General features: G+C 64.5%; 13 protein-coding genes, 1 tRNA gene and 1 pseudogene. 9 read left to right on the top strand and 6 right to left on the bottom strand.

Annotation, left to right across the window (positions count from 1 at the left end; translation table 11 throughout):
- Positions 1–72 precede the first annotated feature (72 nt).
- Together purS and purQ are read left to right on the top strand one after the other, a co-directional pair.
- Positions 73–303: a phosphoribosylformylglycinamidine synthase subunit PurS gene (purS, locus tag AAIO73_RS05780; protein ID WP_242116258.1), complete on the top strand. Its 231-nt coding sequence runs from the start codon at positions 73–75 to the stop codon at positions 301–303.
- Complete coding sequence (purQ, locus tag AAIO73_RS05775) at positions 300–968, top strand: phosphoribosylformylglycinamidine synthase subunit PurQ (RefSeq protein ID WP_345876782.1); 669 nt, start codon at positions 300–302, stop codon at positions 966–968. Before purS ends, purQ begins: the two co-directional genes overlap by 4 nt.
- A gap of 1 nt (position 969) precedes the next feature.
- Here purQ and AAIO73_RS05770 read toward each other — a convergent pair whose 3' ends face one another.
- On the bottom strand, positions 970–1719 hold the full coding sequence (locus AAIO73_RS05770; RefSeq protein ID WP_345876781.1) for a queuosine precursor transporter: 750 nt from the start codon (positions 1717–1719) through the stop codon (positions 970–972).
- Between the two features lie 56 nt (positions 1720–1775).
- On the opposite strand from AAIO73_RS05770, the gene AAIO73_RS05765 reads away from it, so the two are divergent.
- Positions 1776–1852: transfer RNA gene (locus AAIO73_RS05765), tRNA-Arg, on the top strand.
- A gap of 127 nt (positions 1853–1979) precedes the next feature.
- Here the strand turns inward: AAIO73_RS05765 and AAIO73_RS05760 are convergent.
- Positions 1980–2720, bottom strand: coding sequence for a helix-turn-helix domain-containing protein (locus AAIO73_RS05760; RefSeq protein ID WP_345876904.1), 741 nt, complete (start codon positions 2718–2720; stop codon positions 1980–1982).
- Between the two features lie 119 nt (positions 2721–2839).
- Here AAIO73_RS05760 and AAIO73_RS05755 point away from each other — a divergent pair, with 119 nt between their 5' ends.
- Positions 2840–3415, top strand: a complete 576-nt coding sequence (locus AAIO73_RS05755) for a hypothetical protein (protein ID WP_345876780.1) — start codon at positions 2840–2842, stop codon at positions 3413–3415.
- Positions 3416–3618: 203 nt separating this feature from the next.
- Positions 3619–3825, top strand: a complete 207-nt coding sequence (locus AAIO73_RS05750; RefSeq protein ID WP_345876779.1) for a hypothetical protein — start codon at positions 3619–3621, stop codon at positions 3823–3825.
- Between the two features lie 216 nt (positions 3826–4041).
- Here the strand turns inward: AAIO73_RS05750 and AAIO73_RS05745 are convergent, their stop codons facing one another.
- On the bottom strand, positions 4042–5529 hold the full coding sequence (locus AAIO73_RS05745) for a ComEC/Rec2 family competence protein (RefSeq protein WP_345876778.1): 1488 nt from the start codon (positions 5527–5529) through the stop codon (positions 4042–4044).
- Between the two features lie 135 nt (positions 5530–5664).
- Positions 5665–6126, bottom strand: a complete 462-nt coding sequence (locus AAIO73_RS05740) for a hypothetical protein (protein ID WP_345876777.1) — start codon at positions 6124–6126, stop codon at positions 5665–5667.
- A gap of 1185 nt (positions 6127–7311) precedes the next feature.
- Between AAIO73_RS05740 and AAIO73_RS05735 the strand changes: the two genes are divergently transcribed.
- From AAIO73_RS05735 to AAIO73_RS05730, 3 genes and pseudogenes are all read left to right on the top strand, one after another.
- Positions 7312–10461, top strand: coding sequence for a beta strand repeat-containing protein (locus tag AAIO73_RS05735; protein ID WP_345876776.1), 3150 nt, complete (start codon positions 7312–7314; stop codon positions 10459–10461).
- Positions 10394–10561 (top strand): annotated as a pseudogene (locus tag AAIO73_RS20275) (autotransporter-associated beta strand repeat-containing protein); the annotation flags it as partial. The gene AAIO73_RS05735 and the pseudogene AAIO73_RS20275, both read left to right, overlap by 68 nt.
- A gap of 105 nt (positions 10562–10666) precedes the next feature.
- Complete coding sequence (locus AAIO73_RS05730) at positions 10667–12118, top strand: autotransporter outer membrane beta-barrel domain-containing protein (protein ID WP_345876775.1); 1452 nt, start codon at positions 10667–10669, stop codon at positions 12116–12118.
- A 193-nt stretch (positions 12119–12311) separates the two neighbouring features.
- Here the strand turns inward: AAIO73_RS05730 and AAIO73_RS05725 are convergent, their stop codons facing one another.
- Together AAIO73_RS05725 and recA are read right to left on the bottom strand one after the other, a co-directional pair.
- Positions 12312–12956 carry a glutathione S-transferase family protein gene (locus AAIO73_RS05725; protein ID WP_345876774.1) on the bottom strand — a complete coding sequence of 215 codons (645 nt, stop codon included), beginning with the start codon at positions 12954–12956 and terminating at the stop codon, positions 12312–12314.
- Positions 12957–13177: 221 nt separating this feature from the next.
- Positions 13178–14272, bottom strand: a complete 1095-nt coding sequence (gene recA, locus AAIO73_RS05720) for a recombinase RecA (protein WP_345876773.1) — start codon at positions 14270–14272, stop codon at positions 13178–13180.
- A gap of 376 nt (positions 14273–14648) precedes the next feature.
- Between recA and AAIO73_RS05715 the strand changes: the two genes are divergently transcribed.
- Positions 14649–16439, top strand: coding sequence for a sensor domain-containing diguanylate cyclase (locus AAIO73_RS05715; protein WP_345876772.1), 1791 nt, complete (start codon positions 14649–14651; stop codon positions 16437–16439).
- The last annotated feature ends 3 nt before the right edge of the window (positions 16440–16442 follow it).

Below are 16442 nucleotides of genomic sequence, written 5' to 3'. Positions count from 1 at the left end.
CCTCTTGTGCGCAGGCGCACGGGGGGCCATAGCGCCCGCGACAACTCCCCATTCGGACTTGAGGCAATCCCCATGAAACTCCGCATCGTCGTGACGCTCAAGAACGGCGTACTCGATCCGCAGGGCAAGGCGATCGAACATGCGCTGGCCTCGCTCGGCTTTGCGGGCGTGGGCGAGGCGCGGGTCGGCAAGCTGATCGAGCTGGAGGTCGCCGACGGCACCGATGACGAGACGATCGACGCGATGTGCCGCAAGCTGCTCGCCAATACGGTGATCGAAAACTATCGGGTCGAACGGGCATGAAGACCGCCGTCATCGTCTTTCCGGGGTCGAACTGCGACCGCGACATCGCGGTGGCGCTGGAATCGGTCACCGGCACCGCCCCGACCATGGTCTGGCACCGCGACACCGACCTGCCGGACGATATCGGACTGGTCGCGGTACCCGGCGGCTTCTCGTACGGCGACTATCTGCGCTCGGGCGCGATCGCGGCACGATCGCCGGTGATGCGCGCGGTGGTCGATGCGGCGGGCAAGGGGCTGCCGGTCCTCGGCATCTGCAACGGGTTCCAGATTCTGACCGAAGCGGGATTGCTGCCGGGCGCGCTGATGCGCAATCGCGGCCTGTCCTTCGTCTGTCGCGACGTCGCGCTGCGCGTGGGCGAGACCAGGTCGGCCTTTACCAGCGGCTATCGCGCCGGTGACACGATCCGTGTGCCGGTGGCGCATCATGACGGCAACTATGTTGCCGACGATGCGACACTCGACCGGATCGAGGGCGAGGGTCAGGTGGCGTTTCGCTATGCCGAGCCGGTCAACGGATCGGCGCGCGACATTGCCGGACTGGTCAATGCCGGGGGCAACGTGCTGGGCATGATGCCGCACCCCGAACGCCGCATCGAAGCCGCGCATGGCGGCCGCGACGGTCGCGCGCTGTTCGAAGGGCTGCTGGCACGCGTCGGCGCCTGAATTATCGCGACCGGCGCTCGCCCGCAAAGGGAGAGAAGTCGGTCGCGGCATCGAACACGTCGACGCCTTCGCGACGCTTCAGCCAGCCGACCACGGCATAGGTGACCGGGGTCAGCACCACTTCCCAGCCGACCTTCATCGCCCAGTTGGTGACCATGACCGTGGCGACCTGTTGCGTCGGCCACACCCCTAGAAACGCCAGCGGATAGAAGATCGCGCTGTCGACCGCCTGCCCCACCACCGTCGATCCGACTGTCCGCGTCCACAGCGCGCGTCCCCCGGTCCAGATCTTCATCCGCGCCAGGACATAGGCGTTGACGAACTCGCCCGCCCAGAAGGCGGCGATCGAGGCGAAGACGATGCGCGGCACCTGTCCGAACACGGTTTCATAGGCACCCTGCCCGACCCAGCCGGGCGCCGGCGGCATGGCGACGACCGTGGCGGCCATGAACGCCATGAACAACAGCGCGGCGAACCCAACCCAGATGCACCGTCGCGCACGGGCATAGCCATAGACTTCGGTCAGCACGTCGCCGATCACATAAGACACCGGAAAGAACAGGATGCCCGCACCGAACACGAACGGCGTGCCGGCGACGTCGATTGCCGCAACCTTTCCTGCACCGATGATGTTCGACAGCAACAGAATGGCGACGAACGCGGCCATGACGATATCGAAATGACGAAACCCGTGCGCCGGAAGCGTATCGGCGTCGATTCGGGACAAGGGAGGATCGGACGGTTCGTGCATGGCGGCGTTATGATAGCGGTTCCGCTATGCCGCAATCCACGCTAACGAAGCGGCGGGCACCCGTAGCTCAGCTGGATAGAGCAAGGAGCTTCTACCTCCTTGGTCGGGGGTTCGAATCCCTCCGGGTGCGCCAATTACTTGTCCGGTGCCAAATACAATGCGCCGGAGACGCACAACGATGATCCTGGTGCCGAACGAGCGCCCGTCCATTAACGGCCGAGAAGATTCGGCAACACTCCGAATTCTTTGCGGAAAGTGGATCAGCCCTGATCGTCGGAACCGACGATCCATGCCTCAGTAGATTCCGACGCCGGCTGCTTCGGCCACACAACCTCGCTGCCGGCGTTCTCCCACTTGCCGAGCGATTCCATGACGTATGCTCGGTCGATGAACTCCGCGGGCGTGCCAACACGGACAACGGCGGAAACATAGTCGTATTGACCAAAGAGGACGGGCTGGCCGATCCCGCAGTCGTCGTCCACCTCGTAGGCGGTCACGGTCATGGTGGCACCGGTTACAGAAAGGCCGGCGGTGGACAGTTCCTTCAGCAGCTCCGTCCCTGCGATCTCGCTTGTCACCTGTGCGACCGCGCCGGCGGGCGCCCGTCGCCGATCATAGCCAGCGCACCAACCTTGCAAACGATCGACCAGTTCGGCCAGCGTCAGATCGGTGAGCTCGGCAAAGCCGAAGTCGAGGGTGTCGGAGGCAAGCAGCAGGTGGAGAAGCTGCCGGCCGGTCTCAACCACCTTTAGAGGGAGGTAGGGCTGGCCATCAACTTCGGGAGGGGGATTCGTGAGGTCGGAGGACTGAAGGTCGAATGCGGCCGCAAGCGAAGCGATGGTGTCTGCAGAAGGGCGACCTCCACGCTCCGCTCGCTGGATCGTCGTCACGCCCAGTCCCGATTTCGCCGCAAGATCCTCCTGCGTCATCGCGTGATTGGCACGAAGCTGTCGGATGCGATCCGCGATGGTCATCTCGAAAGCGTATTTGATCATGAGCACCTCGTTCAATCTCGGTGGCGATCAGATGCAGGAGGTCTCTCCCTCCAGGCCACGTCGGGAACCCTCGCCGAACCCTCAATCACTTGTAGACGCCCCCTCCCCGTCTTCATACTGCGACGATGGGAAAGGTCAGATCAGTCGCGACGCATCTTACCGCCGCCGCAATTGGCGCTGCGATCACCGGCCCGCTCGTATTCGCCTATGGGCACACAGTTGAGGGCATTGATGCGGGTGACCTTCTCAGCCTCCCGAACACCATCATCGGCGCGCTCATCGGCGGCTTGGTCACCTATTTCCTGACGCCCAAACCGGTCGCGCGCGGCGGAAGGGACCAGATAAGAAAGGCGCTCGATGATCTAGTCGTTCTCGCCATCGAGGTGCGCCACCTCGATCCGGATAGCATCGGGGATGCCTCGCTGCTCGACCGGGCGACCACGGTGGCATCGCGCCTCACCAAGGCTGCCGATCGATACCAGTTCGCCCGGGCACTCACGCCGCCGGACGAATCATCACCTGAGTGGCATGCCGTTGACGATGCGGTGCTCGAAATGAAGTCCGCCCTTCGTGATGCCGACCGCAACCTTGCGGCAGCCGCTGTGGAGCATGGCCCAACCTTCCTTCGCGCTCACCTGGGGGCCGTCAGAGACAGATTCGGCGCTCCGCTCGAATCGACGCTTGAACGAGCGCGGCCCTGATCGTTCGGAACATCTGGTTGTATCGAAGGGGTGCGAACTCCCGTCCCCGCAATGACGTTGCGCCGCCGGGCTTCGCTCGTGGCACACTCGCATTCCTGCGGCGGTTCCGATCAGAAATCTCCTGGTCCGTTGCTTTCCGGTGTTGGTGACGTCCTGTCGACGCGGCTAGCTCCGGCGGATAGTCTCACAAGGAGGAAAACGGGGTGATCAGCTACCAGCTCGCAGATGCCGCCACCGTTCGGTATCACGGCAGCGGCTCCGCGCTCGTCGCAGTCGCCGACAACGAGGCGGTCGCCATCTCATACGTGGACGATATATTGCCGGAGCTCGGGGACGATGAAATCGCCGCCGCATTTGGTTCGGCGGCTGACGAGCGACTGATAGAGGCGGCGCGGGGACCTAGCAGGTAAGGCCATGTTTCGCCGGCATGTGTTCGCGCTGGGAGGTCACAAGACTCGGCTTGTTCATGCCCGCCTCTTCTGACCCTGCCCCGTTCCCTTGATGGACCGGTCGACCGAGAACCTGTCGACAACCATCTCACCGGACGCATCGATGATGGTTCCCGTGTAGGGTACACGACGGCTAGAACCGGTCTGCGAAGCCGGCGAGGTATCGGATCCGGGTGCCTAGTCGGACCTTCTAGGTGCCGACCGCTTGACCACCGCCTTGGCGAACTCGACCTCGCCTGTCGCAGAGACGGTGAAGCGGTAGGCCTCGTTCATGAACCGCTTTCCCGAATGCGTGAACGCGAGCACTCGATGCCCGTCCGTCCTCACGTGCGCGATCCCGAAGTTGGTGCGCTCGAACGCGAACACGCGCCGCTTCGGGTCTTGGCGGTCTTTCGGATCCTCGACATAGCCGAGCGTCCTGAAGAACGCGGCGAGTTCGGTGCAGAAGATCACCGCGGGAGTGGTGCGCGACGCCTTGCCGAGCGCCGCCATCAGCGTCGCGCGTGGGTGGATGTATTCCTTCGCAGCGCTCTCGTCCCCGGACGAGATCAGGGAGACGACCGGACCGATCTCCTTTAGGAACTCCATATCGAAGTCGGCCGATCCGTGGTGCGGCGCCTTTAGGACCTCGGCGCGCAGCGCGGCCGCCGGCATGGCCTCCCGCAATCGCCGGCTCGACTCTTGGTTCATGTCCCCGGTGAACAAGAACCGGACGTTGCCGTAGCGCAGGCGGAAGTTGATGGAGTGCCCGTTGATGGTGTGCGAGGCCGAGAGCGAGCCACGGTCATCCGGCGCTACCGTGCCGAGCATCAGGTCCGCATCGTCGGGTGGCGACTTCAGGAAGGGCAGGCCGGGCATCCCGCCCAAGTCCTCGACGATCGGACCGAGCAGCTCGACCGCCACACCGTCGTCTGCAAAAAAATCGAAGGCTCCCGTCGACAGGTGATCGATCCGGCGTCGTTCGATGCCGGAGCCCGTCATACGCTCGACGCGATCCTCCCACGCCTTCAGCGTCTCGACCCAAGTCTCAAACTTGGTGTTCCGCTCAGCGGGATCGACGGCGGCGGGGTCGTCGACGAGATCGACCACGTAGGTCTCCCCCTCCCTCTCGGCGGTCGCACCGAACATGTCCCGGTCGGCGCGATCGCCCCCGTCCGGCTTCTTCCCGGGTCGCTTCACCAGTCCGTTGTGGTAGACCCGGAGCGGCGCCACGAAGATCCGCTTACCCGGGCGGGTGTCCGTCTCGGACTTGCGAAGCTCGCTTAGCCCGTCGAAGTGGTCGGCGTCGCCATGGGTGACGAGCATGAGATCGACAAGCAGCGGATCGTCCTCGCTCGTGTTGGGGAAGCGGGCGTTCGCATGGCGGGCGAATAGCTGGTTGTCGCCGCCATCAATAAATACGACACGCCCGCCCGGCGTCTCCAGTATGAGGCCGTCACCCTGCTGGACGTCCACCATCGACAGCCGGAGGATGCCGGCGTCCCGCAGCCCCGTCTTCGCGCTGATGGTGCCGCGGGCGACCTCGCCGCGCGAGCCATGCACGACGACGTGCATCACGTCGTCCGTCTCGTCCAGTATCTCGACTTTGTCACCCCAGTAGAACTGAGCCTCGGCCCCGTCCTCTCGGCGGAGATTAACGATGTCGTCGTCGAGATACCTGAACATCGCGCTACCCCCTTTGCTGCGTGACTTCCCGACCTGTCGGATCTGGCGATCAGCGTATCACATAACCGGCACCATTGCGGATCCAGGACGCACGACGGAAAGCATCTCACATAGCCGCAGCCCAGGCGACGCGACTCAACGGTCGTCCGGCTTGGTCTCACCTACGCGGAGCGCGATCTCGACGGTACCGAACCTCGCCAGCGGGCGTGGACGTCGTCCATCACCGCCCTCGGCCTTCGCCACGAGCTCCGCCAACGGATCACCGGTGCGCAGTCCCAGGACCATGTACGTCAGCCACTCCGCGAACGGGCGCGAGGCCGGGCCGACGAGATCGGCCGGGATCTGCTTCGCGCTTGCGGCGTGATGCCGGGCCAAGTCCTCGACCAGCTGCGTCGGGACGATCGGCACGCCTCGGTCGAGCAGTCCCGGGCATTGAAAGAGGTAGAAGGACGATCCCGTCTGTCGGATGAGGTCCGTCATCTGCTTGGGGTCCAGCTTGAAGGATGTCGCGAGCCCCCTCTCCGGGTGAGCGACCTCCTTCCTGCTGACGTCCACCACCGTAGCAGCGATGGACGCACGCGGGGTCGAGCGGATCATGCGGTTGCCGACAGGGAGTATCACTTGGGCGACGATATCGTCGCGTACGCGGCGAACGGCACCACGCCGCACATTCCACGCCCGCACCGTGGCACTGCCGTCGGCAACGGTCCCTTCGCCAAGCAGCGGTTCCGCTACGATTCCGAGGTCGACGTGTATGACTGCCCCGTCGGACAGGTGCTGGACACCCGCTACGCCTCGGTGACGCGTGGGCATCTATCGGTCCAGTATTTCCTTCCCGCCGCCTGCGCTGGCTGCCAGATCAGGGCGCGCTGTACCAAGGTTCGTTGGCGGCGTATCAATTGTAGCGATCATCGAGCGCCTGGCAGAACACCTCGCGAAACAGCCGGGTATCCTTCTCATCCGCGAATCCACGGTCGAACACTCGTTCGGCTCGATCAAGCAGTGGACGAACCGGGGTGCTTACCTACTGCGTGGCCTGAGAGAAGGTCCGCGCCGAGTTTAGCCTGACCACGTTGGCCAATAATCTCAGACGCGCCATCACCCTCATCGGCGTGCCTGGATCGACCCGAGCGATGCAGGCTTGATCCGGCCCCCGAACGTGCCACCCTCACGCCCGATACGGCCTTCCACGACGTTCATCCCGCCCTATCTGGCGCCCGGGGGCGTGAGAACGCCGGCTCTCGCGCTACTTTCCCGCACAGCGCTCACCCCCGCTCCGCCGCTGGAACGTTTTCGGACGGTCTCGATCCCGGACCGGAATCGCCATCCGGCGAATCGCCTCATCGAACGATGTGTTCGCCTTGGCCGGCTTCAGAATAGAGGCTTTTTTGTGCGACATACATGAACATTTTCATGTCCGGCTCGTCTCCGACCGACATTAATGGACCAAAGACCCTCGATCGAACTGGCCTTGAAAACAGCAATACCGCCACTTGTCTAAGCTTATCATTGATCCTCGCACGTATTTTTTATGGAATATCAAAAGTATATTCCGTTGCTTATAAGTAGGAAATCCTAATTAATTGATTGCTTACCATTGCATGGCAGGAGAAGTGCTAGCGATACTTTCATTGCTGATGCACCGGTCGGGACCACATGCACACTTATAAAAGTCTTGGTACGTCGTCGCGCAGAATTGCCGCTCGCGCCCTCTTTCCCTTTCCGAACAATAGCCGGACCCGGGGGCAAATCGGTGTATCGATCACCGCCTTGATCGTTGCGATGGCGGCCACGGACGCGCATGCTGCGTGCGTCCGGAGCGCGGGCAGCGTCACGTGCACCGTACCGACGAACAATGGCGACGGCGTCATCGGTCCATCGGCTGGGGGGACGACGATCACCACGGTCACGGTTGGCGACGGTACCACCGAAGGCACCTTCGACAGTAATGGCACTGCGATCAGCCTGGGCGATAACACCCATATCACGATCAACGCCAAGGCCACGGTCCACAGCCATAGCGGCGGGCCGGCGCTGAACGGGCATCCGACGGGCACCGGCCCTCAAGGGATCGGCGCCAATACGATCGAGGTCGGCAACAACTCGCTCATCGACATCTATGGCATCGTTCAATCCGACGCGCTGGGGCTCGGTCGAACCGGCCAGGGCGACGAGGTCATCAACCCGACCGGCAACGGCAATACGATCAATATCTATCAAGGCGGTAAAATCGCCACGCTGAACGACAGCGGCCCCACGATCTGGTTTCAGAATCTCGCCGGCGCCAATACATTGGCGAACACCATCACCAATAATGGCACCATCCAGGCCGGAACGTCAGGGAACGGCGCGGTCATCGGCAGCGGCGGTAACGTCGCCGTCAATTTCACGAACGGCGAAACCGGCGTCGTCAACGGAAACCTCAGCCTGGGCAGTGGTGCGAATTCCATCACCCTGAACGGAGGGTCGCAGTTCAACGGCTCCATGTCGATGGGATCCGGTGACGATCTCCTGCAATTCTACAAGGGAGCGACCTTCACCGGCACCATCAACGGCGGTGGCGGAACGAACGAGCTGCGCCTGCTCGGCAACGCGAGCGACCCCGGACCATCCTCGATCATCCCAGGCAGCCTCTTCAACTTCAGCAGGATCATCAAGGACGGCACGAGCACCTGGACCATCTCGGGCAGCCTGAGCGGTCTGGGATCCAATACACCGACGATTTCGGTCGATGGCGGCACGCTTCTCCTCAGCGGCAATAACGACGGCTTCCTCGGCAGCACGACCATCACGGCGGGCGGCACCTTGCAGATCGGTGCGGGCGGCACGGCGGGCACGTTGCCCGGCGCGATCACGAACAACGGCGTTCTGGCCCTGAACCGGTCGGACGCGCTGACGGTGGCGGGGGCGATCACCGGCGGCGGTGTGGTGCAGCAGATCGGCGGCGGCACCACGACCCTGACCGGGGCGCTATCCGGTGGCTCGATCGTGGCGAACGCCGGCACCATCGCGCTCGGCGCCGCTGGAACGCTCACCACCGACGGTGTTCAGCTTGTCCCCGGCGGGACCATACAGGCGGTGGAACTCACCGCGGGGGGCACGTTCTCCAACGCTGGCACTATCACCGTGGGCGGCCTGATCTCGGACGGCATCCACCTTCAGGGCGGTACCTTCAACAACACCGGTTCGGTGATCGCGCCGAACAATGTCCGCAGCGGCGTGTACGCGCAGCTCGGCGGCACGATAACGAACACCGGCACCGGTTTGATCTCCGGTGGCTACGGCATCTACGCCAGCACCGGGACGAATGATATCACCGTCAGCGGCAACGGCGCGGTGACCGGCACCTCCTACATCGGTATCCACGCCGACACGACGAGCGGGAACATCACCCTCGGAACCTCGGCCGCGCCGCTCGGCACGGTGACAGGCGGCGGCGGCCATGCGATCGACGTCGCCGTGAGCGGCAGTGGCGCGATCGCCCTCACCGCCGACACGGTGGTTGGCGCCTCCAGGGGCATCTCCGCGACGACCACCGGCGCGGGCAGCCTCGTCGACAGCGCCAATGCGGCGGCCTCTCCGGTCGCGGGCAGCTATCGCCTGTTCAACTATGGCGGTGCACTCGGTGGCACCTTCGCGACGATCACCTCGCCGTCCGCGCAGACCTATAACGTCTTCACCGACATTCCCGGACAGGTGAACCTGCTCGTCTCCAATGGCGGTCAGGCGCTGCAATTCTGGGACGGCACCGACACGACCGGCGCCGGGCCAGGCGGCCAAGGGGGCACCGCCACCTGGAATGCCGGCAACACCAACTGGACCGGCGGCCCGGCCAGCGTCATCAACACCGGCTGGCTGTCGGGCGTCGGCATCTTCGGCGGCACGGCGGGCACCGTCACGCTGGCCAGCATGCCCGACATGCAGGGTCTGCAGTTCACGGTCGACGGTTACGGTTATCGCCTGATCGGCAGCAGCCTCAACCTGACCGGCGATCCCTTCTCGACCCCCGGGCAGAGCTTCGTCAACGTCGACGGCGGCGTCGGCGCGACCATCGACAGCGCACTTACCAGCACCGGCGGCAGCTTCGGGCTCAACAAGATCGGCGCGGGTACGCTCATCCTGACCGGCGCCAACAGCTATGGCGGCGCGACCAGCGTGACCGCCGGCACGCTGGTGCTGGGGGCGGGCGGATCGCTCGTCTCGGCCGTCTCGGTCGCCGGCGGCGCGAGCTTCCAGAATGCGGGCACGCTGGCGGCAGGCCTCAACAACGCCGGTACCGCCGACAACACCGGCACCATCGGCGCTCCGGTGTCGAACAGCGGCGACTTCACCACCTCGGGCATCCTCACCAGCGGGTTGACCAACAGCGGTACGGTCATCGCGAGCGGCGGGCGGATCGACGGCGCGGTCGTCAACCAGGCAGGCAACCTGACCATCTCCGGCTTCGTCACCGGCAATGCCACGCTAGCCAACGCCGCCGCTGCCGCCGTCACGGTCACGAATACCGGCAGCTATCGACTGACCGGACTGCTCGACAATGCCGGCAACCTGACCAATGCCGGGACCTTCCGGGGTGATGTCAGCAACGCAGCCGGGGCAACGGTCACCAACAGCGGCACGCTCACGACTGCCACGCAACGCTTCCAAAATGCCGGACTGCTCGTCTCGACCGGTACGCTTGAGGGCGGCCTCGCCAACAGCGGCACCATGCAGCTCTCCGGCACCCTGACCGGCGAGGTCGCCAATACCGGCAACCTGTTCGTCACCGGGCCCGTCACCGGCATCGGCGCGCTGACCAACGACGGGCTCGTCGACCTAGGCGGCACCACCCTCAACCTCGGCGCGCTGCAACAGCGGCGCGGTACTGCGCAACGGCCAGCTCGTCATTGGTGCGGCCGGCACCACCACCGCCTATGCCGGTATCATCGCTGATGGCGCCAACATCACCGGCCTCACCAAGGTCGGCACCGGAACCCTCACCCTCACCGGCAACAACCATTACACCGGCACCACCATACTCAATGCCGGCACGCTGCATGTCACCGGCACGCTCGCCTCTACCGTATCGGTCGCACGGGGCGCGACGCTGAGTGGCACCGGAAGTGCCGGTGGCCTAGTCGTGGCGGCAGGCGCCTACGTGGCACCGGGAACGAATGGGACGATCGGCGCGCTGTCGGTGAAGGGCGACCTGCTGTTCGCCGCCGGGTCGTTCTACCGGATCGACGCCAACGCGGCAGGAGCCTCTGATCGCCTACTGTCCTCCGGCGTCGCCACGCTTCAGGGCGGCACCGTCCTGGTGAATGCCGACACGGGGGTGTATGCGCCACGGACGCGCTACACGATCCTCGCCGCGGCGGGCGGCGTGGCGGGGCAGTTCGCCGAGGTGACCACGAATTTCGCCTTTCTGACGCCAAACCTCTCGTATGACGCGAACAACGCCTATCTGACGCTCTCGCGCAACGACGTGCAGTTCATCGCCGTCGCGTCGACGCCCAATCAGCATGCCGCGGGCCTGGCGTCGCAATCGCTGGGCGTCGGCGGCACGCTGTACGACGCGATCGTCACGCTTTCGGCCGATCAGGGACGGCGAGCCTTCGACATGCTATCGGGTGAAGTCAACGCCAGCGCCGTGAGCGCGCGCTACGAAACCGCCCATATCGTGCGCGAGACCATTCTGGACCGCTTGCGCTATGGTGAGATCGGCAGCGGCGATCGTGCCGCTGGTGCACCTGCGCAGGGGGTCAGGCCGCGCCGCTCGGCTATCTGGGGACAGGGCTTCGGTACCTTCGGCACGACCGGCAGCAATGGCAACGCCGCACGCCTGCGGCAGCAGCACAGCGGGCTGCTACTCGGCGTCGATACCCTGGCCAGCTCGACATGGCGGCTGGGCATCGCGGGCGGCTACACCCATAACTCACTCGACGTAGCGGACCGCAATTCCGATGCGTCGATCCAGGGCGTGTTCGGGGGCGCTTATGCTGGCACCACGTTCGGCGCGACCCAGCTACGGTTTGGCGCCAGCTACAGCGACGCGACCCTCAGGACGAAGCGGATGCCGTCCTTCCCGACGTTCAGCGACACCGCAATGTCCCGTTATAGCGGCGATCTCAGACAAGCGTTCGGCGAGGCCGGCTACCAAATCCGGTCCGCGACCGGCTATGTCGAGCCCTTCGTCGGCGGCGCGGTGCTGCACATGATGCGTAAAGGTTTCGCGGAACGCGGCGGCGCATCGGCGCTGACGGCCAACTCGGACGCTTATGACATCGCCACTTCGACTGTGGGTATACAGGTCCAGGATCGTCCCGGTGCCGTGCTGGGTGCCGAAACGCCGCTCCTGCTGCGCGGGCTTCTCGCCTATCGCCACGCTTATGGCGATGTGAATCCTTCGGCAGTGGTTCGTTTCGCCGAAGCGGATCAAAGCTTCACCGTCGTCGGTGCACCGATCGCCCAAGATGCGTTGGTGGCGCAGGGCGGGATCGATTGGCGCGTCTCTTCGGCGACCACCCTGTCGCTCGCCTATAACGGTCAGCTGGGCAGCCAGCGCACGCAGGATCATGGTCTGAAGGTGAACTTCCTCCATCGCTGGTAACGAGAGCGTTCCCTGCCCTCCTTTGAGATGGTGACAACGATGCCGCAGCGAGATGTCGATCCCGTTGCGGCATCGGCCAAAGCTACATTCACGCTTCTGTTAGGTGCGCGGCTGCTTCCACCGTCTCGAGCCGTACCGCATCTCATCGTTCGCGCTTGGCATATCCATTCGTGTGCCGTGCCACCGCCGCCGATCAGGCATAGGCGTAGGCGCCGCCCGCTTTTAGCGCGGTTTGATAGGCGGGGCGGGCGTGGATGCGGTCCAGCCAAGCGATGGTGTGGGGGCGGGTCGCGTCGAGGCCGGCGCGGCTGCGTGCGGCTTCGAGCGGGAAGCTCATCATGATGTCGGCGGCGGTCAGCGTGTCGCCGGCGAACCATGGGTTCGCCGCCAGATGCGATTCGATATAGTCGAGATGGACGTCGATCATCGGCTGGATCTTCTTCTGCGCTGCCTTTCCCAGCAAGGGAACGCGGCCCAGCACCAGCTTTACCAGCAGCGGCGGCATCAGCGAGCCTTCGGCATAATGGAGGAAGTGACGATAATGCAGCGCGGCCCGGCGGTGCGCGGGTAGCCCCAGCCGGCCATCGGCCTTTTCGACCAGATATTCGACGATCGCCCCCGTTTCGGCGACGACCAGCGGCCCGCCGGTCGTAGCAGCGCTACCGTCCTCAATCACCGGGGATTTGCCCAGGGGATGGATGCGGCGCAATTCGGGGGGCGCCAACATCGTCGCCTTGTTCCGTTCGTAGCGCTTCACCTCATAGGGAAGCCGAAGTTCCTCGAGCAGCCAGAGGACGCGTTGCGAGCGGGAATTTTCGAGGTGGTGAACGACAATCATCGGAACATCCCTGTGTGCGATCAGCGGCTTGGCCGAACCAATGCGGCAGGCCGAACGAGGTTGCACAAGGACGTTACGCGATCGGTGGAAGTTGACGAAGGTTACACGAAACGGACGTTGGCCGGGTCCGGATCTACGTCGAAAAATCGTTTTGGTTCAACAGCTAAGGGATGGGCAAACAAGGATCGGGCGGCACCTTTGCCGCCCGATATTGTCACCTGTTACAAATCGTCGTCGCCGTCCTCGGCGTCGGGACCGGTCATCATCTCCTCCGCGACCTTTTCGGTGCGCTGGCGGATCGATGCTTCGAGCTTGTCGCGCAGTTCGGGATGTTCGGTCAGGAAGGTCTTGGCATTCTCCCGCCCCTGCCCGATCCGCACACTGTCATAGCTGAACCACGCGCCCGATTTCTCGACCAGCCCGGCCTTGACGCCGAGGTCGAGGATCTCACCGATCTTCGAGATGCCCTGCCCGTACATGATGTCGAATTCGACCTGCTTGAACGGCGGGGCGACCTTGTTCTTTACCACCTTCACGCGGGTCGCGTTGCCGATGATCTCATCGCGATCCTTGATCTGCCCGGTGCGGCGAATGTCGAGACGGACCGAGGCGTAGAATTTCAACGCGTTGCCGCCGGTCGTCGTTTCCGGATTGCCGTACATCACGCCGATCTTCATGCGCAGCTGGTTGATGAAGATCACCATGCAGCGCGAACGGCTGATCGAACCGGTCAGCTTGCGCAGCGATTGCGACATCAGACGCGCCTGCAGCCCGACATGGCTGTCGCCCATCTCGCCCTCGATCTCCGCGCGCGGAACGAGGGCGGCGACCGAATCCACCACGAGCACGTCGATCGCATTCGAGCGGACCAGCGTGTCGGTGATCTCCAGCGCCTGTTCGCCGGTATCGGGCTGCGACACGATCAGTTCGTCGATGTTGACGCCCAGCTTCTTCGCATAGACCGGGTCGAGCGCGTGTTCGGCGTCGACGAACGCGGCGGTGCCGCCATTCTTCTGCGCCTCGGCGATCACGTGCAACGCGAGCGTGGTCTTGCCCGAGCTTTCCGGCCCGTACACTTCGATCACGCGCCCGCGCGGCAGGCCGCCGACGCCAAGCGCGATGTCAAGGCCGAGCGACCCGGTCGAGATCGCCTCAACCTGCATCGCTTCCTTCTGGCCCAGCTTCATCGCCGAACCCTTGCCGAACGCACGGTCGATCTGCGCCAGCGCAGCGTCGAGCGCCTTTTGCCGTTCGCCCGCCGCCTTGTCGTTTGCCGCCGCCATCTTGCTATCGACCGCCTTCAGATTTGCCGCCATGTCCAGCCTTTCGCGTAGAGCAACCGCGTCGAGGGTTCAACGCGCCTTGTTGGATTTCCATGTATTCGTTTTGTTCCCGTTTCGCAAGTGGTGCGTTGTCGGGCAGTTCCTGCGCTCCGGGTACCGTGTTCCACCTTCCGTTAACCGGGCGCGGATAGGCGTCGCAACGGAACGAGGCTGCGAGTGGTTCGAGGCAGAGAGCCAATGCGCCGTCTTCTTCAGCAAACGATTCATCATCCGATGACGGTAATGGCCTCCGTCGAGTATTCCGGACACGCCCGCCCGGTGCGATGCGATCGTGAAGCACACCGCGTATCGATGCTCGAACCGAACAAATACAAACACTTCATCAACCATTCGATTATATCCAAAACCGATGGAACAGAAGGTCGCCCCTATTCTCCGCCCTTCCCTGCCCGTCCTCGCGACCGGCATCGCCTATTATCTCGCCGCTGCGATCGCCTTGTTCCTGACGCAGGGCGGTATCGGCATCGCGACGCTGTGGCCCGCGAGCGGCATCCTGTTCGCGGCGTTGCTGATCGCGCCGAGGCGACAGGCCGGCTGGCACGTCGCCGCCGCCGCCATCGCCAGTATCGCTGCCAATCTGGGTGCCGGAAACGGGTGGTGGATCGCCGCGGTCTTCACCGTGGCGAACATGGCCGAATCCGTCCTTGCGGTGTGGTTGCTGCACAAGCGCGCACGGTGCCGCATCTCTTTCACCGACCTGACCGGGCTGACCTGTTTTTGCATGGCCGCGACCATCGCCACCGCAGGCAGCGCGACGATCGCCGCGATCCTGACCCACCATCCAACGATGCAAACATGGATTGCATGGTTCACGACCGACCTGCTGGGCATGCTGGTCGTCACGCCGCTGCTGCTGATCGTGGCGGACGCGTTGCGCCGTCCCAAGAACGGGAACCTGCCGGACAGACCCGTCATGCTGCGAGTGTTCGCAGCGGTGCTGGCAGTTACCACCATCGCATTTGCCCAGCAAAGTTATCCGTTGCTGTTCCTGCCGATGCTGGCGGTGCTGTTCGCGGCATTCCGACTGGGTCCGATCGGCGCAGCGGGCGGCGTGCTGATCGTCGCGATCGTCAGTTCGATCACGCTGGCCGTCGATTCGGACCTGCCCGGGCTGAACCGCGGCGGTATGCTCCCGCGCGGCATCTTCGTGCAGTTCTACCTCGTGTCGCTGTTCGCCGCGTCGCTGCCGGTCGCCGCGTTGCTGGCGGCGCGCCGGGCGCTGATCGACCGGCTGGCCGAGAAGATGCGGTTGCTGCAACTGGCGGAAAGTGCCGCGAATGTCGGTCATTGGCGGCTCGACACCGGGACCGGCACGATCAGCTGGTCGGCGCAGGTATTCCGCATCCACGGCATCGACGGCGACGTCCCGCCCGCGCTAGATGCGGCGATCAACGCCTATCATCCCGAGGACCGCGCGCTGGTGTCCGAACGGATCGGCGCGGCGATCGAACGGCGGCATGGCTTTGTATTCACCGCGCGCATCGTGCGGCCCGATGGCGAGGTCCGGCACGTGCTGTCGCGCGGCGAGATCGACGGGCGCGACGATGACGGCCCGCCGGCGCTGTTCGGAATCATCCAGGACATTACCGCACAGGTCGCACACGAGGCCGCCTTGCAAGCGGCGCGCATCCGGGCCGAGGAAGCGGCAGCGCGCGCCACGATCATGGCCGAGACCGACCAGCTGACCGGTATCGCCAACCGGCGGCGCACCTCGCTGGCGCTCGACGAAGCGGTTCGGGCGTCGCTGCACCATGGCCGGCCGGTATCGGTGGCGATGTTCGACGTCGATCATTTCAAGCGGATCAACGACCAGTTCGGCCATCATGGCGGGGACGAGGTGCTCAAGCGCGTCGTCGCCAACGCCGCCGCCGAGTTGCGGGCGACCGATACGCTGGGCCGGTTCGGGGGCGAAGAGTTCGTTATCGTCCTGCCCGACGCGGGTGCCGAGGCGGCGTTGGGCGCAGCCGAGCGGGTGCGGTGCGCGATCGAGGCTGGCGGACAGAATCCCCGAGTGACGATCAGCGTCGGTGTCGCGCAACTGATGCCGGGCGAAAGCGCCGAGGGGCTGCTGCGCCGGGCGGATGCCGCGCTATATATCGCCAAGCGCGAAGGGCGCAACGCATTGCGGCTGGCGGCGTAGCGG

It is taken from the genome of Sphingomonas epibiotica (genome assembly GCF_039615155.1).
Classification (GTDB): Bacteria; Pseudomonadota; Alphaproteobacteria; order Sphingomonadales; family Sphingomonadaceae; genus Sphingomonas.
This window is presented reverse-complemented; position numbering and strand designations above follow the sequence as displayed.